At 39.9% G+C, this 24507-nt stretch carries 27 protein-coding genes and 2 pseudogenes; 25 read left to right on the forward strand and 4 right to left on the reverse strand.

Features of this window, described 5'->3' with window-relative positions; genetic code table 11:
- Positions 1 to 490 precede the first annotated feature (490 nt).
- Positions 491 to 682 (reverse strand): hypothetical protein, encoded by a 192-nt coding sequence (locus ACFX4X_RS20775; protein ID WP_377385991.1) that lies wholly within the window; start codon positions 680 to 682, stop codon positions 491 to 493.
- 57 nt (positions 683 to 739) lie between these two features.
- A pseudogene (locus ACFX4X_RS20780) lies at positions 740 to 1203 on the reverse strand (COG4705 family protein); the annotation flags it as partial.
- Between the two features lie 350 nt (positions 1204 to 1553).
- Between ACFX4X_RS20780 and ACFX4X_RS20785 the strand changes: the two are divergent.
- The 16 genes and pseudogenes from ACFX4X_RS20785 (at position 1554) to ACFX4X_RS20860 (ending at position 16169) form a co-directional block, all read left to right on the forward strand.
- The gene (locus ACFX4X_RS20785; protein ID WP_089362718.1) at positions 1554 to 2252 is read left to right on the forward strand and encodes a response regulator transcription factor; all 699 of its coding nucleotides are present in this window, start codon (positions 1554 to 1556) and stop codon (positions 2250 to 2252) included.
- Between the two features lie 3 nt (positions 2253 to 2255).
- Complete coding sequence (locus tag ACFX4X_RS20790) at positions 2256 to 3617, forward strand: ATP-binding protein (RefSeq protein WP_377385994.1); 1362 nt, start codon at positions 2256 to 2258, stop codon at positions 3615 to 3617.
- A gap of 35 nt (positions 3618 to 3652) precedes the next feature.
- A complete protein-coding gene (locus tag ACFX4X_RS20795) occupies positions 3653 to 4354 on the forward strand; it encodes a polysaccharide deacetylase family protein (protein WP_260398881.1) in 702 nt (233 codons plus the stop codon).
- An 18-nt stretch (positions 4355 to 4372) separates the two neighbouring features.
- Positions 4373 to 4984 (forward strand): DedA family protein, encoded by a 612-nt coding sequence (locus ACFX4X_RS20800; protein WP_125161241.1) that lies wholly within the window; start codon positions 4373 to 4375, stop codon positions 4982 to 4984.
- Positions 4985 to 5201: 217 nt separating this feature from the next.
- A complete protein-coding gene (locus ACFX4X_RS20805) occupies positions 5202 to 6368 on the forward strand; it encodes an MGDG synthase family glycosyltransferase (RefSeq protein WP_377385998.1) in 1167 nt (388 codons plus the stop codon).
- Positions 6369 to 6473: 105 nt separating this feature from the next.
- Positions 6474 to 7079, forward strand: a complete 606-nt coding sequence (uptA, locus tag ACFX4X_RS20810) for an undecaprenyl phosphate transporter UptA (RefSeq protein WP_377386054.1) — start codon at positions 6474 to 6476, stop codon at positions 7077 to 7079.
- 813 nt (positions 7080 to 7892) lie between these two features.
- A complete protein-coding gene (locus ACFX4X_RS20815; protein ID WP_377386001.1) occupies positions 7893 to 8471 on the forward strand; it encodes a sensor domain-containing protein in 579 nt (192 codons plus the stop codon).
- Between the two features lie 121 nt (positions 8472 to 8592).
- Positions 8593 to 10386: a response regulator gene (locus ACFX4X_RS20820; protein ID WP_377386004.1), complete on the forward strand. Its 1794-nt coding sequence runs from the start codon at positions 8593 to 8595 to the stop codon at positions 10384 to 10386.
- A 39-nt stretch (positions 10387 to 10425) separates the two neighbouring features.
- Positions 10426 to 10847: pseudogene (locus ACFX4X_RS20825) on the forward strand (hypothetical protein); the annotation flags it as partial.
- On the forward strand, positions 10844 to 11383 hold the full coding sequence (locus ACFX4X_RS20830) for a GrpB family protein (protein ID WP_377386007.1): 540 nt from the start codon (positions 10844 to 10846) through the stop codon (positions 11381 to 11383). The pseudogene ACFX4X_RS20825 and the gene ACFX4X_RS20830, both read left to right, overlap by 4 nt.
- Positions 11370 to 11987, forward strand: a complete 618-nt coding sequence (locus ACFX4X_RS20835; protein WP_377386010.1) for a YdbC family protein — start codon at positions 11370 to 11372, stop codon at positions 11985 to 11987. Before ACFX4X_RS20830 ends, ACFX4X_RS20835 begins: the two co-directional genes overlap by 14 nt.
- 51 nt (positions 11988 to 12038) lie before the next feature.
- Positions 12039 to 12794, forward strand: coding sequence for an AAA family ATPase (locus ACFX4X_RS20840; protein ID WP_377386013.1), 756 nt, complete (start codon positions 12039 to 12041; stop codon positions 12792 to 12794).
- 236 nt (positions 12795 to 13030) lie between these two features.
- Positions 13031 to 13411 carry a GntR family transcriptional regulator gene (locus ACFX4X_RS20845; protein WP_377386016.1) on the forward strand — a complete coding sequence of 127 codons (381 nt, stop codon included), beginning with the start codon at positions 13031 to 13033 and terminating at the stop codon, positions 13409 to 13411.
- Positions 13408 to 14094 (forward strand): ABC transporter ATP-binding protein, encoded by a 687-nt coding sequence (locus ACFX4X_RS20850; RefSeq protein WP_061465241.1) that lies wholly within the window; start codon positions 13408 to 13410, stop codon positions 14092 to 14094. The genes ACFX4X_RS20845 and ACFX4X_RS20850 overlap by 4 nt, the downstream gene beginning before the upstream one ends.
- Positions 14091 to 14924: a hypothetical protein gene (locus ACFX4X_RS20855; RefSeq protein WP_377386019.1), complete on the forward strand. Its 834-nt coding sequence runs from the start codon at positions 14091 to 14093 to the stop codon at positions 14922 to 14924. Before ACFX4X_RS20850 ends, ACFX4X_RS20855 begins: the two co-directional genes overlap by 4 nt.
- A 24-nt stretch (positions 14925 to 14948) precedes the next feature.
- Positions 14949 to 16169, forward strand: coding sequence for a hypothetical protein (locus ACFX4X_RS20860; protein WP_377386022.1), 1221 nt, complete (start codon positions 14949 to 14951; stop codon positions 16167 to 16169).
- A 232-nt stretch (positions 16170 to 16401) separates the two neighbouring features.
- On the opposite strand, the gene ACFX4X_RS20865 is transcribed toward ACFX4X_RS20860, so the two are convergent.
- Complete coding sequence (locus ACFX4X_RS20865; protein WP_284469485.1) at positions 16402 to 17601, reverse strand: MFS transporter; 1200 nt, start codon at positions 17599 to 17601, stop codon at positions 16402 to 16404.
- Positions 17602 to 17613: 12 nt separating this feature from the next.
- Positions 17614 to 18033: a MarR family winged helix-turn-helix transcriptional regulator gene (locus tag ACFX4X_RS20870; RefSeq protein WP_377386057.1), complete on the reverse strand. Its 420-nt coding sequence runs from the start codon at positions 18031 to 18033 to the stop codon at positions 17614 to 17616.
- A 337-nt stretch (positions 18034 to 18370) separates the two neighbouring features.
- Between ACFX4X_RS20870 and ACFX4X_RS20875 the strand changes: the two genes are divergently transcribed.
- From ACFX4X_RS20875 to ACFX4X_RS20915, 9 genes are all read left to right on the forward strand, one after another.
- Positions 18371 to 18766 carry a VOC family protein gene (locus ACFX4X_RS20875; protein WP_284469487.1) on the forward strand — a complete coding sequence of 132 codons (396 nt, stop codon included), beginning with the start codon at positions 18371 to 18373 and terminating at the stop codon, positions 18764 to 18766.
- A gap of 248 nt (positions 18767 to 19014) precedes the next feature.
- Complete coding sequence (locus ACFX4X_RS20880) at positions 19015 to 19482, forward strand: YjdJ family protein (protein ID WP_377386060.1); 468 nt, start codon at positions 19015 to 19017, stop codon at positions 19480 to 19482.
- A gap of 332 nt (positions 19483 to 19814) precedes the next feature.
- Positions 19815 to 20462, forward strand: a complete 648-nt coding sequence (locus ACFX4X_RS20885; RefSeq protein ID WP_061465229.1) for a pentapeptide repeat-containing protein — start codon at positions 19815 to 19817, stop codon at positions 20460 to 20462.
- Between the two features lie 320 nt (positions 20463 to 20782).
- Positions 20783 to 21022 carry an alpha/beta fold hydrolase gene (locus ACFX4X_RS20890; RefSeq protein WP_377386027.1) on the forward strand — a complete coding sequence of 80 codons (240 nt, stop codon included), beginning with the start codon at positions 20783 to 20785 and terminating at the stop codon, positions 21020 to 21022.
- 60 nt (positions 21023 to 21082) lie between these two features.
- Entirely contained in the window at positions 21083 to 21226 is a 144-nt protein-coding gene (locus ACFX4X_RS20895) for a hypothetical protein (protein WP_284469490.1), read from the forward strand.
- A 93-nt stretch (positions 21227 to 21319) separates the two neighbouring features.
- The gene (locus ACFX4X_RS20900) at positions 21320 to 21787 is read left to right on the forward strand and encodes a hypothetical protein (RefSeq protein WP_377386030.1); all 468 of its coding nucleotides are present in this window, start codon (positions 21320 to 21322) and stop codon (positions 21785 to 21787) included.
- Between the two features lies 1 nt (position 21788).
- The gene (locus ACFX4X_RS20905; RefSeq protein ID WP_377386033.1) at positions 21789 to 22454 is read left to right on the forward strand and encodes an O-methyltransferase; all 666 of its coding nucleotides are present in this window, start codon (positions 21789 to 21791) and stop codon (positions 22452 to 22454) included.
- 74 nt (positions 22455 to 22528) lie between these two features.
- Positions 22529 to 23113, forward strand: coding sequence for a glycerol-3-phosphate 1-O-acyltransferase PlsY (gene plsY / locus ACFX4X_RS20910; protein ID WP_061465219.1), 585 nt, complete (start codon positions 22529 to 22531; stop codon positions 23111 to 23113).
- 101 nt (positions 23114 to 23214) lie between these two features.
- Positions 23215 to 24495 carry a family 8 glycosyl hydrolase gene (locus tag ACFX4X_RS20915; RefSeq protein WP_377386036.1) on the forward strand — a complete coding sequence of 427 codons (1281 nt, stop codon included), beginning with the start codon at positions 23215 to 23217 and terminating at the stop codon, positions 24493 to 24495.
- Positions 24496 to 24507: the final 12 nt, after the last annotated feature.

The following is a 24507-nucleotide window of genomic DNA, read 5'->3' on the forward strand; positions in this document are numbered from 1 at the left end:
GAAAGCGAGCATCTGGAGGGGAAATCAACCACAACTCACTACCTGGTAAATAGCAACATAGTATGTGAAAACAGCCATTTTTTAACTGATTTCAGAGGTTAGAAAAAGCCCTAATATAGGTGCCTTAGAGTTTAATTTTTATTATATTTTTTTGGCATCCTCACTATGTTCTCGGGGGGGGGGCATTTATCTTTGGTTTTAAGTGCCCCATACATATTCAGGATTAAATTCGCTTGGAATAAGATCTGTTTTTTTGTAAGTTACGAGTTTTTCATTCTGCATAGTTATCGTTATTTCAGTTTTTTCTTTGTTCATTTCTAACGATAGAAATGAAGTCTTATTTGAATCTTCACTATAGATTATAGCAGTTACCTTATTTCCGGTGGATTCGGTTAACTGTAATGCTTTATGATTATCTCTATTCCCTTTTTCGGGATTTTTTGCAGTATATACTTGTCAGCACCTTTAATGTCGCTGCTGCCATTGATCATTATAAAAATTCATCATTTGTCCAACTGCCCGTCATATGATACTTTGGTGCGCTGAAAGAAGGCTCTTTGTTCTGTTGTGTAGCATCTTGAACCTGGTTTTGTTGAGGTACGTCCGCTTCTTCCATATAATCTTGCCAAATATGACGTGTCACTACTTTTTGATGGTCTTTACTTTCGGTACACTTTGACAAAAACGGACATGTCACACAAATGTGCTTTGGTGGAAAACACAGTGCAGACCTCCATTAGCCGATATCGAGACCTTCTGCTATGAGGTCACCAGCTGCTGTACCCAAGGCGAAAGTGAACAAGATGGCCAACCAGTAGAATGCTTCTCGTCTAAATGTGTAGATAGTGTGAATGGACAGCGTCTTCTCACTCGCATACGAAGCTGCAAACGTCGTAAGCATTGCGATTGTGAAGATGATAGTTGTCGTCACCAGACTGCCCCCGAGATTGTCCACAGATTGTCCACAGATTGTCGGTAATTAGCGTGCCTACAACGCTAATCAAGTAAACCCTTGGCACATACTTACTCGCTTTGAATTGAAAGAAAAGAGTTATGATCAAAAGAACACTCATTATTAAGGTGGTGTTGGTCAAGCCCAAGTTCAGATTTTCGTTCAGGAAGTCTGCAGCCGTCTCCAATGATGACTTCAGGAACCTTGTTCAACATCTGACGCCCGATGGAGGGACCTTTTGCATCATTCATTATTGAATCCTCCTGATCTTTTCTTGTTTGAACCTCATTGGCAAGTTCTGCTGTTCCCTAGAGACTATATAGCAATTCAACCTTAACGCAACTTGAAAAAAGAATTAAAAATCAATTAAAAAGCGAAATAAAAAGCAAAATAATGCTAAATTGAAGGAAGAGCGTTTCAAGAATAATTGGAAACGATTAAAATACAGGACTTTGGAGCAAATATAAAGGGGATTGAATTATTTAGCGGAGGACAATTTTTTCGTGTTTAAGATGCAAGTAATATTCCTGGCTAAATTCGATAAACAATACATGAGGGTGTGAACTCCTTGCCATATACTACTCAAGTAGGAGGGTTTTAAATGAAACAGCGTATTCTGGTTGTAGAAGATGAAATCCAGATAGCGACGATATTAAAGATAGAACTCGAATATGAGGGGTATGAAGTGCTTCTTGCCCATACCGGCAAGTCGGGGTTGGAAGCTGCATTACAAGAAAAATTAGATTTAGTACTTTTAGATGTTATGTTACCTGAGCTGAATGGCATTGAAGTTTTAAGAAGGATCCGAAATGAGAACTCATTACTGCCAATCATCCTCTTAACAGCTCGCAATATTACAATGGATAAGGTAGCAGGACTAGATCAAGGGGCCAATGACTATATAACGAAGCCCTTTGAAATCGATGAGTTATTGGCAAGAATACGTTCAGCTATACGTCATAATTCAATAACTGCCAATGCTTTGAGAGAAGAGGAAACGATCTTATCAATAAAAGATTTATTCATTAATCTCGATACTAGAGAGGTTAAGAGGGGGGATTCTTCCATAGCGTTAACCCCAAAGGAATTTGATTTACTCATTTATTTACTATCCAATAAAAACAAAATCGTGACGCGGGAGAATATCCTGATGAATGTATGGGGTTATGAGTATGAAGGGGAGACAAATGTAATCGATGTGTATATCCGCCATTTAAGAAAGAAAACGGAAGAAGGTTTTTCTGACCCGACAATCATTCAGACGGTAAGAGGAATTGGTTATACTGTAAGGGAGAAATAAGTAATGAAAATTACAACAAAAATTAACCTGATTACTACGGCTTGGATACTCTGTGTGTTGGTTGCGGTCAATGCTGTTGTATTTTTTTCGTTTATGAAGATTACTGTAAATATGGAAGAGGATATATTAATTCATAAAGCGCAAAATGTCATTGCTGAAATACATATGGATGATACGCCCCATGAATTAAACAAAAAATTAACCACATATTTGACGAATCATTCATTTATAAGGATCGTTCAACCTGATTCTAAAATCAGTAGCGAAGTGTCCAGCGACCATTATTTGCTTACGAAATTTAAAGGGGAATTTTCTACTAAACAAGAATCGCATAGAAGCACAATTAAACAAGAGCATAAAGAAGAACAAATATTAATCGTTAGGGTTCCTATCCAATCCAAAGGTAAAGTTGTTGGAACTTTAGAAATTGGAGATAGATTACTAGGTCTGGAATTAGGGAAGGATGTATTACTTTCCATTCTCACATTTTGTACCCTATTAGGGGCGGGGCTATCGCTGCTAGGCGGCAGGTGGTTATCGAGTGTAATTATGAGACCAATTTCCAATATGATTAATACGATGGAGGATATTGAACAAAGCGGTATTCCGAAAAAAATCATCATCCAACAGGAAACAAAAGATGAACTGCAAAAAATGGCTGTTACTTTCAATCGGATGATGAACAGGTTGGATGTGAATTTGGAAAAACAGAAGCAATTCATTTCAGATGCTTCACATGAAATAAAGACTCCGCTAACGATAATAAAGAGTTATGCCGATCTCTTGCGCCGCCGCCGGATAAAAAGCGAAGAAAAGGCATTGGATGTTATAAATGTAATTCATTCAGAGGCAACCCGAATACAGAAAATGACGGAAAGGCTGCTGGAATTAGCCGATACGGAAATGGAAAATTCTTTAGATATTAAATCAGTGAATATAATAACTTTATGCGCGAACGTGTTTAAACAATTCAAAGAGGTCTATGGGCGAGAAATAAATTTTCATTATCAAGAAGATACCATTATGATTACAGCAGATGAATTGAAGATAAAACAGGTGATTATTATCCTTTTAGATAACGCAATCAAATATAGTACAGACAAAATTGATGTGTATGTAGAGGATCAGTCATATTCTACGGTCATTCGGGTAAAAGATTATGGGATTGGTATTCCTGAGCATGAAATGGAAAATATCTTCGAACGCTTTTACCGGGTGGATAAGGCTAGAAGCCGGGAGACAGGCGGAACAGGGCTAGGTTTATCGATAGCCAAAAACATAATGAATCAACATAATGGGGAAATTAAAGTGGCCAGTATCGACGGAATAGGAACAGAGGTGGTATTATCCTTACCGAAAAGGTAATTTGCTGCTAAATACAAGAATGAGGTGTTCTGTGAGTGACACATATAGGGATAATTAGTCTGAGTATCATAGTATTGTTATTTCTAATTTATTCGATTTTCCCTACTGTAATTATTCGTGTATGCAGACTGGGAATTACCAAAAAAAACAAGAGGAATAATGGGATAGCCCTTACTTTTGATGATGGCCCTAACCCTGAATATACTACACAATTACTTGATCTTTTAAAAAAGTACGAGATAAAGGGTTCGTTTTTTGTTGTGGGCAGTAAAGTGAAAAATAACCCTGATATCATTAAACGAATGCATGAAGAGGGACATACAATTGGAATCCATCATTTTGATCATATTTCAAGCTGGATCCTCTCGCCCTTTCAGTTATCGAAACAGTTGAGTATGACGGAAAAGGCGATAATGGAATGTACGCATGAAAAAGTCACTTTTTATAGGCCTCCATGGGGCCATTTTAATATTTTTACGAAAATAGCCAGCAAGAAATATAAAGTGATCATGTGGTCAGACATTTTCGGAGATTGGAAAGTGGAAACTTGCAGGAATGACCTGCTTAATCAATTGCGGACAACCTCAACAGAAAATTCGATTCTCCTGCTCCATGACTGTGGGGAAACCTTAGGGGCGGATAAAGAAGCACCGCGATATATGATTGAAGTATTGGAAATTTACCTAGAGGAAACCATAAAAAAGGGAACACAATTTATTACATTAAAAGACTTATAACTGATTCGAGGGGACTTTATGAACATAGATAGTATCCTGCATTTTATTGACTTATATGGATATCTTATCATATTTCTTTTTTTATTCATGGGCATTGTGGGGATTCCCGCTCCAGAAGAATCTCTTCTATTTCTAATCGGAGTCCTGATTGGGCAAAATAAGCTCTCATTTGGTTTAGCCGTGCTCAGTGCATTTCTCGGAGCCTTCATAGGGATGCTTATCGCTTATGTATGTGGGAAATACGTTGGGTATCCATTTATAAAAAAATATGGGAAATACGTGGGCATTACCAATGATCGCTGGGAGAAAGTACAGAAAAAGTATATGAATAATACAAAAAAAACGATCGTGTTTGGATTTTATTTACCTGGAATAAGACAAATCAGTCCGTATTTCGCAGGAATCAATAACATTCCCCTGTTCAAATTTATTCTCTTTTCCATGTTAGGCACGTTTCTCTGGACTGTCCCTCTTATAGTCGCAGGGTATTATATAGGTAATGCCTTTCATATAAATCCGGAATATGTTCCACTTTTAGGTGTCGTATTCTTAGTCTTTTTACTGATATATACTTTTATCAATTATATGAAGAGGAAAAAAAAGAATAAATTACCGTCCCGATTGGATTAACCAATATACTATAATTGGTTCCTAATCGGGCTATTAAGTTTAGGGACTAGGGCTTATGATACCATGAACATATCATTAAAAATTGATTAAAAAGAAAGGTTTTAACAAAATCAGTGATATATTGTAAGGGGAAAAAAGATCTTGAACATACAAATGGACTTTTTTCTTAGTACGTATCCATCGATTAAAAGAATGATTTCTATAGGGGATGACATATATGAAGAAGGTTTTGTTTTTACCTCTCTTCCGCATGCAGTCGGGACATCATCAAGTTGCAGAGGCCTTAATGGATTTGTTAAATAAACATACAAACGGAGTCATTTTGAAAAAAGTGGATTTGCTAAGTTATACGAATAATTCTTTAGAAAAAATGATAACGACGGGATATTTGAAATGGATTCGTTATGCACCTGAAACCTATAATCTCGCCTACAAAAACCTTTTTTACGTTAACTCGAAAAAGGAACGTCCATTTAAATGGTGTCAACATATATTCTTGAAGAAAATGGAACAATTGATAGATGAGGAAAATCCTGACTTAATTGTGTGTACACACGGATTTCCTTCCCAACTCTTAAGCCAGTTAAAATTAAAAGGGAAATGCAGTGTCCCAATTATCAACGTGTATACGGATTTCTTTATTAATAATGTCTGGGGAAGCAAGGGGATTGATTTTCACTTTATTCCAAGTCAAGAATTGAAAGAAAAGCTATTAAGCAAGAATCAAATACCGAAACATAGTATAATGGTGACTGGTATTCCTGTGCATGAGGAAATCACTAAGAAGGCTAGTGGTTTAAAAAACACCGATCGGCCCAAAGTTTTAATCTCGGGAGGAAATAGTGGCCTGGGCGGGATATTGAATTTAGCTGGTGAGTTGAAGAAATCAACCAACTTTGATTATTTTGTACTTTGTGGCAACAACAAAAAGCTATTTGATGAGATCAAAACATGGAATTTAGCTCATATTAAACCATTACCGTATATTTCATCAAGATCGGAAATGAACGAACTTTATGAAGAAGTGGATGTAATCGTTTCGAAACCAGGTGGTGTCACCATTAGTGAAGCACTTCGAAAAAGGCTTCCGATTTTTGTCCATTCGATGCTCCCGGGACAGGAGGAAATAAATCTACAGTATTTAAAAGACAATAACCTTGTATTTGAAATCAATCGCAAATTATCATTTGAAAAACAAATGCTTAATATATTAAAGGACCATAAAAAAATGGATCAATGGGATAAATCCATCGAAACCTATCAAAAGGAAATGGAATGGGAAAACCCTGAGGAAATGGTGGGCATTATGAAATCGATTCTTAACCTTAAACAAGTCAATAAGCCATCCTATCTCACAAATCAGTCAAAAGTTATTTATAGCTAAGGGTCATTCTATTATCCGTGTCGCCAGTGGCCCATTAACAAGTGGAGTTAATAACAACATTTGTGATCCGTTTTGAGAAAAGCGAAAATGAAAGAGAGAAGTTGAATTATGAACGACTTTATCCAAACTATTTTACTTACACTCATGGATTATGGGTACCTAGGAATTACCCTTGGTCTCATGATTGAAATTATTCCAAGTGAGATTGTATTATCCTATGGTGGCTTTTTAGTTTCCCAAGGTAGCATCAGTTTTGTTGGGGCGGTTATTGCTGGAACGATTGGAGGAACTATCGCCCAAATATTTGTTTATTTAATCGGATATTATGGTGGAAGACCATTTTTAGAACGATATGGAAAGTATATATTCATTCACAAAAAACATATCGAACTAGCGGAATCTTGGTTTACTAACTATGGGCCAAGCGTGATTTTTACGGCTAGGTTCATACCGGTTGTCAGACATGCTATTTCGATTCCAGCAGGGATTTCTAAGATGCCCTTATTGAAATTCACGAATTATACGCTACTAGCTGTACTTCCGTGGTCTATACTTTTTGTATTCCTCGGGATGAAGTTAGGAAGCAATTGGGGACAGGTTAACGAGATGGCCAAGCCATATATCCAGCCAATCGCAGTGGTGGCGGTTCTCATTATTGCCGGAATGATCATTCGTGGATTCATGAAAAAAAAGAAAAGCAAAGTCTCATGAAGATTATGGATTAGCCCGCAAAGGTAACCAAGATCGCTAAAACATTGGAATGTCATGAGTTTAATGTGAAACCAAGAAATACGAATATAGTTAATCCCACGCATTCTGATTAATCTTTTTTCAGAATGCGTGGGATTCTTTTATGATTGAATCAATGTTTAATTTAACTTTATTTCAAACTTTAAAATCCTTCTGAAAGATACCCCACTTAACTCACCGCTCTTCCATTGAGAAATACGACCGCGCACACTGGTTACAGCGCATAAAGTAAAGCCATATGTCGTTTCAAGCCAACTCCATGCTTTGCGAGCTTGGTTGTTCGGGACACAATGAGTCAGCAATAAAGATAATAATAGCGCTAATCAGACCGGATTCTCCTTTCCAAATCTCAGAGTGATTCCCATATGCTGCATCGCAAGCTAACGTCATTTTTAAAAATAATGTTAGCTTGTTTTTTTTGTCATTTGGAGATCATCCTATATTGGATTATTTCGTAAGCTTATCTCGTTTTTCGGAACAGGAATAATCGTCAGGTTTTTAGATTGCTGTCGGTTTGGGAGTACAGCTTGGACACCTGAAACCAATTGAGCCGTTGGGGCGTTCGCGGGCTTGCGGCTCTAAATATTTTTCGCCAAATAAAATGCCAATAAGCAGAGAACAGCCAATACTTCAACACCAAGTATCGGCGTCATAATAAACTTCGCAAACCGCAAAGGAACTCTTCGAAAATGTCATATGACATTTTTACACTTGTGCGGTTGACAGAAGAAGCAATACGATACGGATATTACACAGAGAGGAGTGATGAACCTTATGAAATCAGGTTTCATCCAGAATGGTTATTTTTTATTGTTAACTTTCGTTACAGGCTTGTTTTACTTTTGTTTTTACATGGTAGCACTGTCGTTCAGTTTAAGCCTTTCATTTACGGTAGTCGGCATTCCACTAGTTTTACGCGTATTGCGAACTACTACAACGTTCATCCAATTCGAGCGCACACAGACGAAAATCTATACCGATATTACGACGGCCCCTTACGACAGAATAGTAACAACGGATGCAACGGTCTGGGCTCAAGCCAAATTAGAGCTTACGGATCGCCGCAACTGGTCTGCCGTCATTTGGTTAATGCAGAAGTTCGTGATCGGGCTTTTCAGTCTCGTCAGCGCAGCCGTTCTCTATTTAGCACCTCTTGCATTCCTGGTTGCACCACTATTGTATCGATACATCAATATGCATGTCCTTTTTATGGAGGTAGATACTTTTGCGAAATCACTCCTTATAATGGCTGTGGGAGTGGTGCTTACTGTAATAAGCTTCAAGCTTGCAGATGTTTTGGCGAAGAAATTGGGAGGTTATACACGAATGATGATTAGAAAGCTAAACCAATAAAGGTCTTGTTTCCGGACTTTGTGTAAGGGCTGTAGCGTTAACTAGAAAAATATGTCATTTATCGAAGGTTAGGTCTATAATATAGGATACAAAACAGAAGGCTACTTAGGGGGTGGACGACTTGTTGGATATGGTTAAACAGTGGTTTTGGTTTGAGTGGATTATGTTGGCGCTCCGCCTTTTTACTAGCGTTTCATTCATCCTGACGACGATTAGTTTTCAGGAAGGTCTAACGCTGCCGCTTTGGACCGTTATTTTTTGGGAGATTGCCGCCTTCTCCATTCCTTGGGTCTGCTTGCTGCTCAACTACAAATATTATTTGTTCATGGAAATACTGCTATATGGCGGACTATGCATATTTTTAACCTCATTGTTTCCGGATGCTTATTCTACATTTATTGTATCGGCGTTTCTTATCGCTGCAAACAGCAATCATCTTTCCTATCATTGGACGGCTCCGGCAACGGTCTTGGTGATGCCCGGAATTTTCCATGCGGTTTCGCCAAGCAACACCTATTGGGTCATGGTCACCTACTACGGACTTGCTTATGTGTTGGGATTCGCTTTTCACTTATTGATCGTCAATCATCGGCAAAATGAAACGATCCGTAAACAAAATGCGGTGCTTGAACAATATATGTCCCAAATCGAGCGCATTACGCTGGCAGAAGAACGAAGCAGGTTGTCTAGGGAGCTCCACGATACAGTCGGCCATGCTTATACTTCCATCATCATGGGAATGGAAACGTTGCGCCCCGAGCTTACTAACGAAATGGGTATACAGAGGCTTGATTCCTTGCTTGAGATGGGCCGCAAAAGAATCGAGGAAGTGAGGGGATACTTGCATCAAATGGAGTCTCCTCAGCAGTCGCTTTCCTTGGTCCAGTCCCTGCAAAAGCTTGGAGATGAATTTCAGGAGCATGCCCGGGTCGAGGTAAGCTTTCGTGCGTTCGGAGAGGAGTACAAACTGTCCCGGCAAGCGAAAATGGCGTTCATTCGCTGCTTGCAGGAGTCGCTTACGAATGCTGTTCGTCACGGGCAGGCGACGGAAATCACCGTTTCTCTGCAATTCGAGCAGCAATATACGAGGCTGGAGGTGCACGATAACGGAAGAGGGGCGGAAGAGTGGCGGGAGGGCTTCGGCATGAACGCGATGAAGGAGCGGGCGATGAATTTGCAAGGTCAAGTGTCCGTCTATACGAATTCCGGGGACGGGACGCTTGTCGCCTGTACTTTGCCGCGACAAGCGGAAATGGCAGACGGGCTTATTCGCCTGTTGGTCGTCGACGACCAGCCGTTTATTCGGGAAAGTCTGCGGACGTTGCTCGACAGGTACCAGGATTTGAACGTCGACGGCTTGGCCAAGGATGGCGAACAAGCCGTCGACCTGTGCGGGCGCCTTCAGCCCCATGTAGTGCTTATGGATTTGGATATGCCGGGCATGGGCGGAGCCGAGGCAACCAAAATGATTAAGCAGCAATGGCCGCATATCCGCGTGTTGATTCTTACGACGTTCCAGGATTCGGGGCAAGCGTTGGACTTGCTGCGCAACGGTGCGGACGGCTTCCTGCTGAAATCGACCGAAACGCTCGAGCTGGCCAATACGATTCGGCTCATTCACCGGGGAGGCACCCTAATCGATCAGGGGATGTCCCATAAAATATTCGAGAAATTCGATGAGAGCATCGAATCACCGAAACCGAAAGCCGCAGACGACTATGACCTGACGACCAGGGAAATAGAAATATTGCAGCTTGTTGCCAAAGGGCTCCGGTACAAGACGATAGCGTCCAAGCTGTATTTGTCGGACGGCACGGTCAGAAACTACGCCTCCTCGGCCTATTTAAAGCTAGGAGTCCGCAACAAGGAAGAAGCCGTCCAGAAAGCGTTGGAAATTGGGATCACTATTAGCTAGAATACGAACGAAAGCTATGCTCGGCTACGAATGTAAGGCATAAGGGAACGAGCATTAAAATATGGGCAAAATAAATTGGAGAATAGAGAAGGTCTCCCTAATACGTTAAGAAACCCAGAATACTTGAATGCGAAACTGGAAGATTTATATTGGAACAGGGCATTGATTTTGCCTTGAAGAAGGATGACCTTGATGCGGTTCTTTTTCCTTCCTACATAGGTTCCACCATTTGCGCCAAAGCTGGGTATCCGTCCATTGCGGTACCTGCTGGTTTCATGAAAAGCGGCGGCCCTTTTCGTGTGACAATCGCCAGCACCGCTTTTAGTGAAGGGTTATTGATAAAACTGGCATATGTCTTCGAACAGGCTCCATTCACAGATGAAAGCCTAATTTACAAGCAGCATCAAATGGAAGAAACATTAACTAAAGGGAATGTGTATGAAAAAAGGAGGCTTTCATGAGAAAGGTCGAAGTCGTTTCACATAAGAAAGTATGGTCCAAGCTATTTCAAAATGAATGCAAAAGATTACAGGATATCTTCGGGCATCAAATGATGAATTTATACCATATTGGCAGCACGGCCATACCTGCGATCCATGCCAAGCCAGTAATAGATATTTTGGCAGTGGTTAAAGATGTGGAATGTGTCGCTGATTTTAATAAAGAGATGGAACGGATAGGTTATGATGCTAGGGGTGAGAATGGCATCGCTGGACGAAGGTTTTTTCTTAAAGGCGGGGATGAGAGGACACACCATATTCACATGTTTCAAAAAGGGCATGCGGAAATTTCCAGACACCTCGCCTTTCGGGATTATATGCTGGCACACCCTTATGAAGCACAAAAGTATAGTCAGCTGAAACAGCGCTTGGCAGCAGAATTTCCAGATGATATCAAAGGGTATGTAAACGGGAAAAATAATTTTATAAAAAAGGTGGATGAAAGAGCGAAACAATGGGCGAAGCGTGGGGATCATCATGTTGATGAAGTGGATTAAATGCCAAGTGAATGTGGAAAACAAGCATGCATTTTCTACAGCACAAGAGGGATGGGGAGAGTTGCTCCATTGTGCTGGTTTCATGGGTCAAATCGGAGGGTGGAATAAAAATGAGCCACTTGAAGCAGGGATTCTCTCCGTATGGAAAGACCTCCATTCCTATCAACGTTTCATGCGGCATCAACATGATGATTTATTCTTGAAGAGTGACCAAAGAAGTACTTATACAAAAATTTCTGTCGATATATTCGAGAAAATATTCAATATAGGAACTACAGATATTACCGCTTTTTTTGGCAAGGGGATACTACTTCGAGTGACTGACTGTTATGTTGAAACAAATAAACAAGCCCACTTTGAGCAGATGCAAAAAGAAGTATGGAACAAAGGGATGATGTACTCACCAGGCATTTTGTCAGGTACATTCGGTAAAAAGCAAAACGGGAGATATCTGGTCGCCTCATTATGGGACAATGAATATTCATATCAACGGTACGTGGATAAGGAATTGCCTGCCTTGATAAAGGAATCGGGAGTGAAAGATTCAACCCAACGTATTACAGGAAGCTTAATTGAATTGCATCCAAAGTGGGCGGTCATTTAAATGGTGGCTAACTTCAATGCTAAAAATCTATTTTACAGAAGGTGATTACTAATGAAACTAGATTATGATTCACAGTACATAAGGGGCATCTACCTGAATAGGGACCGAATATCTTCGTATGACCATTTCCCTCTTGACCTGCCGGTTATCAAGCACCTTCAAGAAGTGGCTTTTCATCCCAGTGTTACCTATGTTATCGGGGAAAATGGAATGGGGAAGTCCACCTTGCTTGAAGGTATTGCGATTGCGTATGGCTTCAATCCCGAAGGCGGAACGTTGAATTTCAATTTTTCCAATTATGATTCACATTCCAATTTGGACGAATACCTCCGTTTGAAAAAAGGCATGTACAAACCGAAGGATCATTTTTTCTTTAGGGCGGAAACCTTTTATAATGTAGCGACAAATATAGAGGAATTGGACAGGGAGGCATCGTCGGGACGGAAGATCATCGATTCCTTTGGTGGGAAATCACTTCACCAGCAATCTCATGGGGAATCGTTTTTTTCTGCTTTTGTAGAACGATTTCAAGGGGATGGATTGTATATCCTCGATGAGCCTGAAGCTGCTTTGTCGCCATTAAGGCAAATATCGATGTTAGCCAGGATAAACGAGCTCGTTAAACAAGGTTCCCAATTCATCATTTCCACCCATTCCCCGATCATCATGGCCTATCCAGATGCTAAAATCCTTCAAATATCAGATGAGGGTATGAATGAAGTGACTTTAGAGGAGTCCAATCACTATTTGTTGATGAAACAGTTTTTTGAAGATAAAGATCGGCTGCTTCATCATCTATTTCAATGAGCTTTATCCACTCCTTTTCGGAAGCCATAAAAGGATTATAAAAACTTTAATTTAAAGCAATAAAAGAAGCTCCGGCTGCACTGCGCATTCGGGGTTTTCATTTTTTTGGAATTGGTTGTTGACAGCTTAGGTGTATTACAGGTATAGTACATCTATAAGGTGTATGAACCACTTAGTACATACACAGGTGACTACATGTAAATTATATTTTTTCCTAAATAATAGGGGGTGGTTTTATGAACGTTAATACCCGGGAACCGGTATATCTGCAAGTCGTGAGACATTTTAAAGAACAAATAGCCATTGGCAATTTCGTAGCCGGACAGGAGATTCCTTCCCGAAGAGAACTGGCGGCTGCGCTGAATATTAATCCTAATACAGCACAAAAAGCGTATAAAGAAATGGAGGAACAGGGCTTGATTCATACAGAAAGAAATTTTCCAAGTCAAATCACGACTAATGAAACGATTTTACAGGCTGTTAGACAGGAGCTAATTCTTGCAGCTGTTGATTCTTTTGTTGATGCTATTCGTCCGATTAATGTGCCAGTTGATGAGCTGCTTCAAGTGGTTAAGGAAAAATATTCGGAAGAAATAAGGGAGGGGGATGAAAAATGATAGAAGTAAAACAAATCTCTAAGAAATATGGACGGAAGACAATCTTAGATGGTGTTTCATTTACAGCCAATAAAGGCGAAGTTACTTGTCTGATCGGGATAAATGGTGTCGGTAAAACGACTACACTCAAAGCGATTATGGGATTGACGCCATATAAAGGTGAAATCCTGATCGATGATCAAAAAATGACACATAACAGTTATGAAAAAATCACGTTCATTCCGGACGCACCGACCATGCTTCCGCAAATGACCGTTAAACAGGCTATGGTTTTCATGAAAGATTTCTATACGTCATGGAACTCAGAAAGAGCTAATCAATTATTGGGATTTTTTAAACTGAAAGAAGAGACCCCCATTTCCGAGTTGTCTAAAGGGAACACAGCTAAGCTAAACCTGATGCTGGGGCTGTCCCTTGACGTGGATTATGTATTGATGGATGAACCGTTTTCAGGCATTGATATGTTTAGCCGCGAGCAAATTGCCGATGTCTTTGCGAGCCACCTTATTGAAGATAGAGGAGTCATCATCACGACCCATGAAATCGGCGATATTGAACATTTAATCGATAAGGTCATTTTATTGGATAACGGTAAAGTCCTCAAAGAGTTCAATACAGAAGAAATGCGTGAGGATGAAGGGAAATCGGTAGTCGATGTAATGAGAGAGGTGTATCAAGCATGATGCGATATTTAAAGCTAGTGAATTTTGAAATCAATCGTTTTAGTAAAATATATATATCCTTATTGTTGATAACCTTGGTTTCGCAATTTGCTGGCGTGATCATCGTAACGAAAAGTCTTCTTAATGATGCCAGGGAGATCATCTCAAGAGAAAAACTATCGGAAGCCACTTATATTACCCAATATGGAGGAGGCATTGATTTTACCCATATCGCCAATACCCTCTGGTTTCTAGGACCGATCGCGCTGAGTGCCGTTGCCCTGATTTTTTACATTTTTCTTATTTGGTATCGTGATTGGTTTGGAAAGAATACGTTCATTTATCGTCTATTGATGTTACCGACATCCAGATTATCAATCTACCTTTCCAAAGCCACGGCCATCTTCTTGATGGTGTTAGGATTGATTGCTTTCCAGATTATCATTTTACCAATGGAAAATGCCCTATTTAATTCATACGTACCTGAATCGCTTTTGAATGAAATGTCAACTTACGGCATTACGAAATTCATTCCGATTTTGTCATTGATAATCCCTAGCTCGTTCACGCAATTCCTGCTTTCCTATGGCATAGGTCTTATGATCATGTCGATATTATTCACGGCGATCATGTTTGAAAGAAGTTTCCGCATAAAAGGAATCATTTTGGGCTTGGTGTATGTCGGGATCTCTGCTGCAGTGTTTTTAACTCCTGTTTTCGTAATGGAGAGTGGTACTTTCTATTTTTACCCTAATGAAATACTTGGTCTGCAGCTCGCCTTAGGAATCATTTTGACAGGATTATCGATTTGGCTTGGTTCCTGGTTATTGAAAAATCGCGTTACGGTATAACAACTATTAAAGGAGAGTGACAAGGTGAAACGTTATATATGCAGCATCATTATTGGAATGGTTGTCATCTTAAGCATCGGGACCTATTATGTCAAAGTAGCTTCCTCCGCTTCCGGCCTTCCAAAGTATAATTTCAAGACGCTAGAAGGCAGTGATAAAGAGCTTGATCCGGTAATAATACATGGTTCACTCGAAGTTAATCCCAGATATGAACCATTAACGATTGAATCCAATCAATCCATATATGCCAGCGAACGGTCTTACTTTGAAAACTTATCTGGAATACAAGATTTTCAAATTGAAAGATTGATAAAAGAACATCGTTCATTTATGCGTGGTAGGGATTCCATTAATTCTTTATATGAAGACGATGATTTCCTGGCTTACGCCTCGGTGAATGAAGATTTTACAAAGAACGGAAAAATGGAAGCGGAGTTTGATATCGGTTTGCTGGAGAAGAAAGGCGAGGATGAAACTTCTTTCAAAATTGAACTTCCCGATCAAGAGAGAATCATGAATGTTGTTGTCAGGGATGTGCAGTTGGTCCATTCAAAACTGCAGGTTTTAACGATGAATGATGTTAATTCAAACGATGAAAAGCAAACAATAGAGGTTCATCTGTATACGATCGATTTAGCTAATAAGAAAGTTTTGAGTGATAAAACCCTTTTATCTGAAACTTTTACTGATCCCAATCAAGTTGATCTTGAGATGCCAACTGATATTGCACCTTCCCAGCCAAACAACATGGTATTAATTTCGTTAATTAAAGGGGTAAATCATGAGGATGGCTTTAAGGAAAAACTAAAGGAAAGCAAGCTTTTATCTTATAATTATGATACGGAAAAATTAGAAACGGTTAAATTGCCCAAAAAAGAATCGCTTAGCCCGGACATGGAAAGAGGTGGATATGCGGATGGGAAAAAACTTTACATAGTTGATACCAAGTCCGATAAATATCACATTAAGACGTTTGATCTAAGCAGTCAAAAGATAACGAATGACATGGAGCTAGATCTAACTGTTAATAAAAAAGAACAAGACTTCGCTGCCTTTAAGAATGGGCGTGTATACTTCCTGTTAGGCAGCGGAAGGGATCAAGAGGGCGTTTTAACATCCAAGCCTGCCCAACTTCTAATTACCGATTATAAGACTGGAAAGACTTTATATAAAGGTGAAACAGTCACAAATAAAAAGAACGGCAAAAATTATGGTTTTAATATCGAAAGCTTGGAAGTCAAATAAGGGATGACTATCACTAGAAGCTGTCTCAAAAGTACAAACTTTATTGGCGGCTTTTTTTGATGAAGGTCGAATTATCGATCATGAAGGACGAATTATTTCTCTGAAGGTCGAATTAACGTTCATGAAGGACGAATTACCTCCAACAACGGACGAATTCTAAACGGCTTGATTCTTTAAATGGCACAAAAATCGTGAAAAAAGGGATATCCTCCAATGGGATATCCCTTTTTCATTAAACGGAAGCCAAGTTCGCTCTGGCTGCACGTTCTTTCCTGCCGTGCAGGAAGTGGTAAAGAATGGAAGTTGCGATGACCACACCGCCAAGGATGACATACAGTGTGCTGTACCCTGTTACTGGAATGATGAATCCCAGAATATAAGGGCCGAATCCAAGTCCTGCATCAAGCATGATAAAGAAGGTGGATGTTGCCATCCCCATACGGTGGGGCGGTGTCAGCTTAACGGCAATCGCCTGCGAGCTTGATTGCATATTACCGAATCCGAGGCCAATGAGGAAACCAGCTGCCAGTAAAGTGAAGCTATTGGTTGTTATGCTTAGAAGGAGCAAACCGACTCCGAAAATCAAAAAGGCTGGATACATTATGAAGTTCGATCCTTTCCGGTCCATTAACGGTCCTGAGAAAGGGCGTGATAATAATACGGCTACTGCGTAAACGACAAAGAAGAAGCTTGCTGTATTGACCAGGTCGATTTCAATGGCATAGAAACTGATGAAAGAAAGGACGCTGGAATAACAGAATGCCAATAACAGAGTAATGATTGAGATGGGCAGTGCCTTAGGTTCAATGAAATTGGAAAGCTTGAATCCTTTACTTTCAGTCACTTTTGCCGTCACTTTCAATGCCGGGACATTAAGGAAGAATGCTGTAATCAGGCTGATCAGCCCTAAAGCCAGGCAGAAACTGAATATCACTTGGAAGCTTGTATGTTGAGCCATATACAGACCGATGAAAGGGCCGATTGCCGTCGCAAGTGTTGCGCTCATGCTGTAGTAGCCGATGCCTTCTCCTTTTCGTGTTGCCGGGATGATCTGGGCGACGATCGTTCCTGTCGCAGTACTCGCCATACCCATCGCCATACCATGGATCAGGCGGTTAACGAGCAAGAAGCCAATTCCGAGATCCACAAAATATAGAAGTGTTGTCAAAGTGAAAAAGATCAAACCGATGAATAATGTTTTCTTGCGGCCGATTGAATCAATGAAACGGCCGATGAACAGACGTCCGATTAATGTCCCGATTATGAAAATACCCGATATGAGTCCGGCTTGGCTTGTAGAAGCATTCAATTCATTTACGGCATAGATGGCAAGGGTCACCATCAGTAAATAAAAGATTAATGTTATGAAAAAATTGATGGAAGAAACGATGACAAAGTCCTTCGTCCACAGTCTAGGTCTGGATTGTTCCATTTTATTATCTCCTTACTTTATAATGTTATTTCTTATTTCGCCCATAATGCGTATGGCTGCGAGTTGTTCCTCTTCAGTGATCCCCTTCAAGATGTCCTGTTCGTATTGATCGATTGTCACGCGGACTTCACTGTAGAGCTTTGAGCCAAGCTCAGTAAGCCGCATTCTTTTTTCCCGTCTATCTTTACTTGGCACATGCTCGACATATCCCAGCTCTTCCAAACGGGTAATGGTCCTGGTAATTGTGGGCTTTTCCACACTCTGATAATTGGCAAGCTCTACAAGCGTTGCAGAACCATAATTGGATAAGTAATGTAAAATGGACCATTGCGCCCTGTGTAAATCATGCTTGTTTAGCTGTATATTTAGATTATTTTCAAAAGGCCGGTACATCAGCAATAATTGCTGAAAGAATTTTTGGTAAGTCTTTATCAGAAACACTCCTTATAATATATAGTTACCTTGAGTAATCATTACCCTGAGTAACTATAATAACAGAAATCATTCATTATGTCCAATTGGATTCAGATTGTTAATTTTGGGGGTTTTTGATAAGGTGAGGGAGAATATAGAAGAAGATGTGAAGCATGTACGATTTAATCCCAATTCACGAGTAAAAGCACGAAACTCACGAGTAAATGCTCCAAACTCACGAGTAAAAGCGCAAAACTCACGAGTAAAAGCACGAAACTTACGAGTAAAAGCACGAAACTCACGAGTAAAAGCGCAAAACTTACGAGTAAAGGCCCAAATTAAAGGGGGATGAAAGTTGTCAAAGGGATTTCTACATCATATTGAGCTGAATGTTTCAAATTTACATAGGACCGTTGATTTTTGGGGCTGGTTTTTGGAGGAAATCAATTATGAGCCATTCCAGGAGTGGGAAAGCGGGAAGAGTTGGAGATTGGATGACATGTACATTGTTTTTGTACAAGCGGAAACTAGGTTTCTTGACATTCCCTATCATAGGGGACGAGTGGGTCTTAATCATTTAGCCTTTCACGCCACCTCCCGTCAACAGGTTGATGAGATCACCAGAAAATTAAGGGACAGAGGAGTTACCATCCTCTATGCCGACAAGCACCCCTTCGCCGGTGGGAAGGAACATTATGCTGTATTTTTCGAAGACCCAGATAGGATGAAAGTTGAATTGGTGGCACCTTAAGTATTTTCGTTAATTGGTAAGATGAAGGGAGATGGCTAAGCAAACGCACTATCTGATAAATAACATCCATGTTTAGCTTTTGCTAGCCCTTAATATCTTATTCCCTTTTCTGATTAAATTTTAGCTGTTGGTGAAAGTTTGCCGGGTCGCTTGTTTTCTAATTATTATAGGAAGATGGTTCGTTGTATATTAATTTCCAATTCATTGGTATAATGTAGGTCGATTGTCTATAGGTGGTGATATTGTCAGTGAAATACTTTGTCCCAATAATAATCGCTGCATTTCTCCTTTTACTTTTTTCATTTTGTACCTGGTATGAAGGCAGCGAAATTCTGGATAACCCTTGGGAATGGAAATATTCAACTCACTTTTCACAGATGTTGAATGATCAAGTGATGGATGATCAAGATATTTCGAATTTGGACTATTTCGTGTATGCAGCAAAATTCAAACCGCTATTTCCGGTGTTGATGGTCCTAACGTTTTCGTACTTAATCATACTTACGGGTTATGCCCTATTCAAAAGAAGCAGTAAAAAAATAGCACTATTTTTGGCTGGGTTTGGCGTTCTTTTTCTGATTTCGAGTGGTATTGTATCCAATTCCCCAACTGTGGGAGGGAATATCTTTCAAGCTTTCTTTCTGATAAGCGGTATGATGGCCATAATGGGTGCCGTGCTATCTTATTTCCGGATGCCTAAAGAAATCAATACCTAAATTCACTTCATGCTTTTTTGCGGAGCTGCCATACGGGGCGGCTTTTTTATTTGGGCAATATGGAAAGCTGGTAAGGAGACACAAAATGTCCAAAATTAATAGCCATTCTTCTAAAAAATATTAATGCCCGCACATTTTAGAAAAGCTGTTATGCTGTTTAAACAGGTTTTTGAAATTCGGACAGTAAATGCCACATGGCAAACATCATTCAGTTCTGTTTGTAGCAAAGCAACGTGATTACTTGAATGATCCTGTTTACATGTTGCTGTACTTTTAGCCAATGGCCTCAATGGTCTTTAATGATTTTAAGAATAAAGTGAAAAGGTGATAATATGTCAGGCAAAATCAAAATTGAACAGCCGAAGATCCCCCATGACTTAACTCAAGCGAACTTTCAGGAAATATATTATAAAGATGAGCCCTATCTGGATACCTGTATCATAAGCAATTGTACGATCGATAGAGAAAAGATGGACCAAATCGTATTATCACAGGTAGTTTTTAAACATGTGATATTCAGCGATGTATCATTCAGGAATATTGAGCTGACGGATGTCGTTTTTGACCATTGCGATTTGACGAATGCCGATTTCATGGGTGGCTCGATTCATCGGGTGGAATTCAAAGAGTCCAAACTATTGGGCATTAATCTTTCTGATGCCAGTTTAGGGAATGTCTCCTTTGAGAATTGCAATTGTAATTTAAGTGCTTTTGGCTATGCCGCATTAAAACAAGTGAAGTTCGATCATTGCTCATTGGAAAGTGCTGATTATTATGATTGTAAATTCAAGAAAGTGATGTTCGATACATGTAAATTAAATGAAGTGAACTTTTCCCGGACACCGCTAAAAGGAATTGATATTAGCAGTTCTACATTTCAAAGGCTTACCGTATCCCTGGAGGATTTAAATGGATGCGAAGTTTCCCCGGACCAAGCAATAGGCTTTGCAGCCATGCTTGGACTGAAAATTAAAGAGTGAAACTTTTTAAGATGAAAAGTGAGTATGATTTTAAGGAATGTAATCGCCTTATTGCATATTATGCTATAAAGCATGCATTGCCAGGAAGAGCGTAAGGCAAATGTACTGCTCTCTAAGCGGGGGACCACCAATTTGGTGGCCTTTTTTTGAATGGAATTGTTTACGTCCAATTAATGAAACTTATTACATATTAAGAACGTAGTACTAACCTTGAAAGTTTTATGAAGATAACACTTACCAATAAAATAACATTTACAAAAAGAGAGGTGAAACCTTTGGGTTTACATTATCAATAATATGGTGATAAGAGTGCTTCTCTGATGCTATTTTTACATGGTGGAGGAGTGAGTAGTTGGATATGGGAATACTTCAATCATTATCATTGCATAGTTCCAGACTTACCTGAACATGGACTAAGCAATTATGAAATGAATTTTTCTATAAAAGGTAGTGCAGAAGAAGGAATTAAATTAATCGAAGAAAAAGCAAGCGGGAAGAAAGTAATCCTAATTGGGTTTTCTCATAGCCATGTAAATGAAGAGTACAGAATATTTGCATAAATACTGTATTTATTTACAATATATGTTAGGAGGGTTGGGAATTTTAAGGGAGATTAGACTTTGATTATCAATAAGGTCACTTTGTACAGTCATGCATTGAATGATATGCGGAAATTTTATGTTAATGAGTTAGGATTCGAGTTACTATCGCATACAGATGATGGTTTTGAAATTAGGGCTGGGGACAGTGTACTTGAAATGTAAAAATACGATCTCCAAAAAAAGCCTTTTTATCATTTTGCCATGGACATACCGACCGATTTATTCACTTTGGCAAAAGCATGGGCGAATTCAAAGGTGGAATTGACCAGCGAAGATGATGAGGACGAAGTTTATTTCAGCTATTCAGATGCACATGCCTTTTATTTTTCAGACCCTTCAGGCAACATTGTTGAGTTCATATCCAGGTATTCCGTATCACCCAAATCTGGGGCTGAGTCTTTCTCAGCTCAAAACGTCCTGTGCATTAGTGAAATGAACATTACGACGAATGAAGTCAGGGCTTTAGGGAATCAGTTGATCAGTTTCGGCATACCAGTAAGGAGTGGTGAACCAATAAGGGAAGATGGATTGAATTTCATGGGGGAGCATGAAGCAGGAGCATTTTTACTTTTAGGTCCAAGGAAACGGCGCTGGTTCTTTTCGGATAGAGAGTCGGAAATCTTTCCGCTTTCGTTAGTCATTGATCAGCAAATAGATATATCATTGGATGGCGAAGGATTCATGGAATTGAAAAAGATGAAACTGACCAAGGGGGAAGATTGAGATGTCCGGAATTTGGAATGATGTAGATTTATATTTTAGTAATAAACTTCATACGGAAGATCCGATCATGAATTCGATATTGAAAGCGAATGCAGAAGCAGGGCTGCCTGCCATTGATGTATCTCCAAACCAAGGGAAATTCCTTCATTTACTAGCAAAAATCAGTGGAGCGAAAAACATATTGGAAATAGGGACGCTTGGAGGTTATAGCAGTGTTTGGCTCGCGCGTGCTTTGCCGGAAGATGGGCGGTTGATAACGCTTGAATATGAGGCTAAGCATGCAAAAGTGGCGGAAGCCAATATCAAAAATGCGGGATTGGCCGATAATATCCATATAATGGTCGGGGCGGCGCTCAAAACCTTGCCAACCCTTAAAGAAAAAGGATTATCCGGCTTCGACCTAATTTTTATTGATGCTGATAAACCTAATAATCCCGAGTATCTTAAATGGGCATTGGAACTTTCACGGCCTGGGACCGTCATCGTGGTCGATAATGTCATCCGAGATGGAAAAGTGATCGATCAGGATAGCAAGGACCCGAGTGTGATGGGTGTACGGACATTCATAGATAGGCTATCTGAAGAACCGCGAATCGATTCGACCGTCTTGCAAACTGTTGGTATGAAAGGATATGATGGTTTTGTTATCGGGATTGTAAAAGAGTGAAGCTTCAAAAGGCGTTATAAAAGATTCGTAGGATCCTTGAGATATAATCAATGATTCCAAGAAGAAGGTAATTTATGCTGAACATGATCATTCTCCTATCAAGTTACTTAATAGGTTCCATCCCATTTGCTCTGGTTATCGGCAAATTGTTCTATAGTACCGATATTCGTGGATATGGGAGTGGGAATCTTGGCGCAACCAATAGTTTTAGGGTATTGGGCAAAAGAGCGGGGACGGTAGTAGCCATTGCTGATTTAATGAAAGGTTCCATCGCTTGCTTTCTCCCTATGATGCTGCATTCAAACGTTTCCCCAATACTATGCGGCTTACTTGCCATAATTGGGCATGCCTTTCCTGTTTTTGCGGGATTTAAAGGGGGCAAGGCCGTGGCAACATCAGCGGGAGTGCTTTTATTTTTAGCTCCATTAGGTACATTCAGTGCTTGCATCGTTTTTTTCATTAGTTTGCTGACTTCAAAATATGTATCTCTCAGTTCGATTTTGGGGAGCATTTCCATATTGATTTACAGCCTATTATTTGAAGGCAGGCTCATCACTGCACTCTCTTCATTCATTTGCTTATTCGTCATCATTTTACATAGGGAAAATATAAAGAGAATATGGAAGGGCACGGAAGCAAAAGTGGGCAGGATCTTTTAATGGTACCTCGCTATTGAATCATTCGCAGCAGGAAAAGAAGTACATAAAAATGTTTATGTTTCACGCTCAAATTCATATCACCATAATCCAAGGAGCCAACCATGAAAAAAAGAGCAAGTTTATTAATAGCTATGTGCGTGATCGTTTTTGGAATCATCGCCTGGATTGCATTAGAATCTCAAACCACAAAGAAAGAACTGGACAGTAAAAGGCCCTTTCCACAGCATACAGTCTATCAATCAGGAACGATAAAACCTGACAATCTATCACAAGAAGAGCTGGATGATGATGTAACGGATTTTTACAAAGTTTGGAAAGATGAATATCTTAGGCAGCCTGCTGATAAAAAGGATGAATATTATATTTTTTACAATGATAAAGGATATGCAGAACCCAAGAACGCAGTGACCGTTTCTGAAGCGCACGGTTATGGGATGATGATAACGGCAATCATGGCAGGCAGCAAGGACAGGCAGTACTTCGATGGGCTTTATCGTTTTTATAAAGCGCATAAAAGTGATAATGATTCTTCATTAATGGCGTGGCAGCAAGTAAAGGATAAATCGGGCAAAATCATAAATACGCCAGGTGATGCCGATTCAGCAACAGATGGCGATATGGATATCGCTTATTCGTTATTATTGGCTGATCGCCAATGGGGAAGTGAAGGGGAAATCAACTATCTTGCCAGAGCAAAGGACATCATGGATGCAATCATGTCCAATGAGATAAATCGGTCGCAGTCCCTGATTAAACTAGGGGACTGGGCGGAAGATGAAGATGATGTATACGGACAATCGACTCGTTCATCGGACTTTCTTCTCAATCATTTGAAGTCCTTTGAGGCGGCAACCGGGAATCATGAATGGAAAGGTGTAACGGATAAGGCTTATGAGATCATTCAATCCATTTATAAAGAAAAAAGCGGCAATACAGGCCTCATGCCGGACTTCATTGTACAATCCAAGGGAGGATACCAGCCGGCACAAGCTGACTTTTTAGAAGGGGAGAATGACGGCAATTATAGCTGGAACAGCAGCAGGACCCCTTGGCGCTATACGCTCGATTACTTACTTACTGGTGATGAAAGAGCGCTGGCGCAATTAAAGAAGATGAATAATTGGATTAAGGAGGAAACGGATGGGAACCCTGAAAATATCCAATCCGGCTATACTCTAAACGGAAAAGTCTTAGAAGAAGGAAATAGTACAACCTTTGTTGCTCCATTCATGGTCAGTGCCATGGTTGATTCCTCCAATCAGCAATGGATCAACCGATTATGGAAAAGGACGATACAGGAACAAGAAGATGATGACTATTTTGCCAATACGATAAAATTACAAACAATGATTGTTGTTTCAGGTAACTGGTGGGCGCCATAAACCCGATATCGG

It is taken from the genome of Peribacillus sp. YIM B13481 (assembly GCF_042787985.1).
Taxonomy (GTDB): Bacteria; Bacillota; Bacilli; order Bacillales; family DSM-1321; genus Peribacillus; species Peribacillus simplex_A.

Bases quoted from the DNA above. Each gene is read 5' to 3' on its own strand.
- ACFX4X_RS20805 (WP_377385998.1), top strand. From the start codon at position 5,202: ATGAAGAAGGTTTTGTTTTTACCTCTCTTCCGCATGCAGTCGGGACAT.
- ACFX4X_RS20885 (WP_061465229.1), top strand. From the start codon at position 19,815: ATGTCAGGCAAAATCAAAATTGAACAGCCGAAGATCCCCCATGACTTA.
- ACFX4X_RS20785 (WP_089362718.1), top strand. From the start codon at position 1,554: ATGAAACAGCGTATTCTGGTTGTAGAAGATGAAATCCAGATAGCGACG.
- ACFX4X_RS20800 (WP_125161241.1), top strand. From the start codon at position 4,373: ATGAACATAGATAGTATCCTGCATTTTATTGACTTATATGGATATCTT.
- ACFX4X_RS20865 (WP_284469485.1), bottom strand. From the start codon at position 17,601: ATGGAACAATCCAGACCTAGACTGTGGACGAAGGACTTTGTCATCGTT.
- ACFX4X_RS20815 (WP_377386001.1), top strand. From the start codon at position 7,893: ATGAAATCAGGTTTCATCCAGAATGGTTATTTTTTATTGTTAACTTTC.
- ACFX4X_RS20905 (WP_377386033.1), top strand. From the start codon at position 21,789: ATGTCCGGAATTTGGAATGATGTAGATTTATATTTTAGTAATAAACTT.
- ACFX4X_RS20830 (WP_377386007.1), top strand. From the start codon at position 10,844: ATGAGAAAGGTCGAAGTCGTTTCACATAAGAAAGTATGGTCCAAGCTA.
- ACFX4X_RS20850 (WP_061465241.1), top strand. From the start codon at position 13,408: ATGATAGAAGTAAAACAAATCTCTAAGAAATATGGACGGAAGACAATC.
- ACFX4X_RS20835 (WP_377386010.1), top strand. From the start codon at position 11,370: ATGAAGTGGATTAAATGCCAAGTGAATGTGGAAAACAAGCATGCATTT.
- ACFX4X_RS20890 (WP_377386027.1), top strand. From the start codon at position 20,783: ATGCTATTTTTACATGGTGGAGGAGTGAGTAGTTGGATATGGGAATAC.
- ACFX4X_RS20915 (WP_377386036.1), top strand. From the start codon at position 23,215: ATGAAAAAAAGAGCAAGTTTATTAATAGCTATGTGCGTGATCGTTTTT.
- ACFX4X_RS20840 (WP_377386013.1), top strand. From the start codon at position 12,039: ATGAAACTAGATTATGATTCACAGTACATAAGGGGCATCTACCTGAAT.
- ACFX4X_RS20790 (WP_377385994.1), top strand. From the start codon at position 2,256: ATGAAAATTACAACAAAAATTAACCTGATTACTACGGCTTGGATACTC.
- ACFX4X_RS20855 (WP_377386019.1), top strand. From the start codon at position 14,091: ATGATGCGATATTTAAAGCTAGTGAATTTTGAAATCAATCGTTTTAGT.
- plsY (WP_061465219.1), top strand. From the start codon at position 22,529: ATGCTGAACATGATCATTCTCCTATCAAGTTACTTAATAGGTTCCATC.
- ACFX4X_RS20845 (WP_377386016.1), top strand. From the start codon at position 13,031: ATGAACGTTAATACCCGGGAACCGGTATATCTGCAAGTCGTGAGACAT.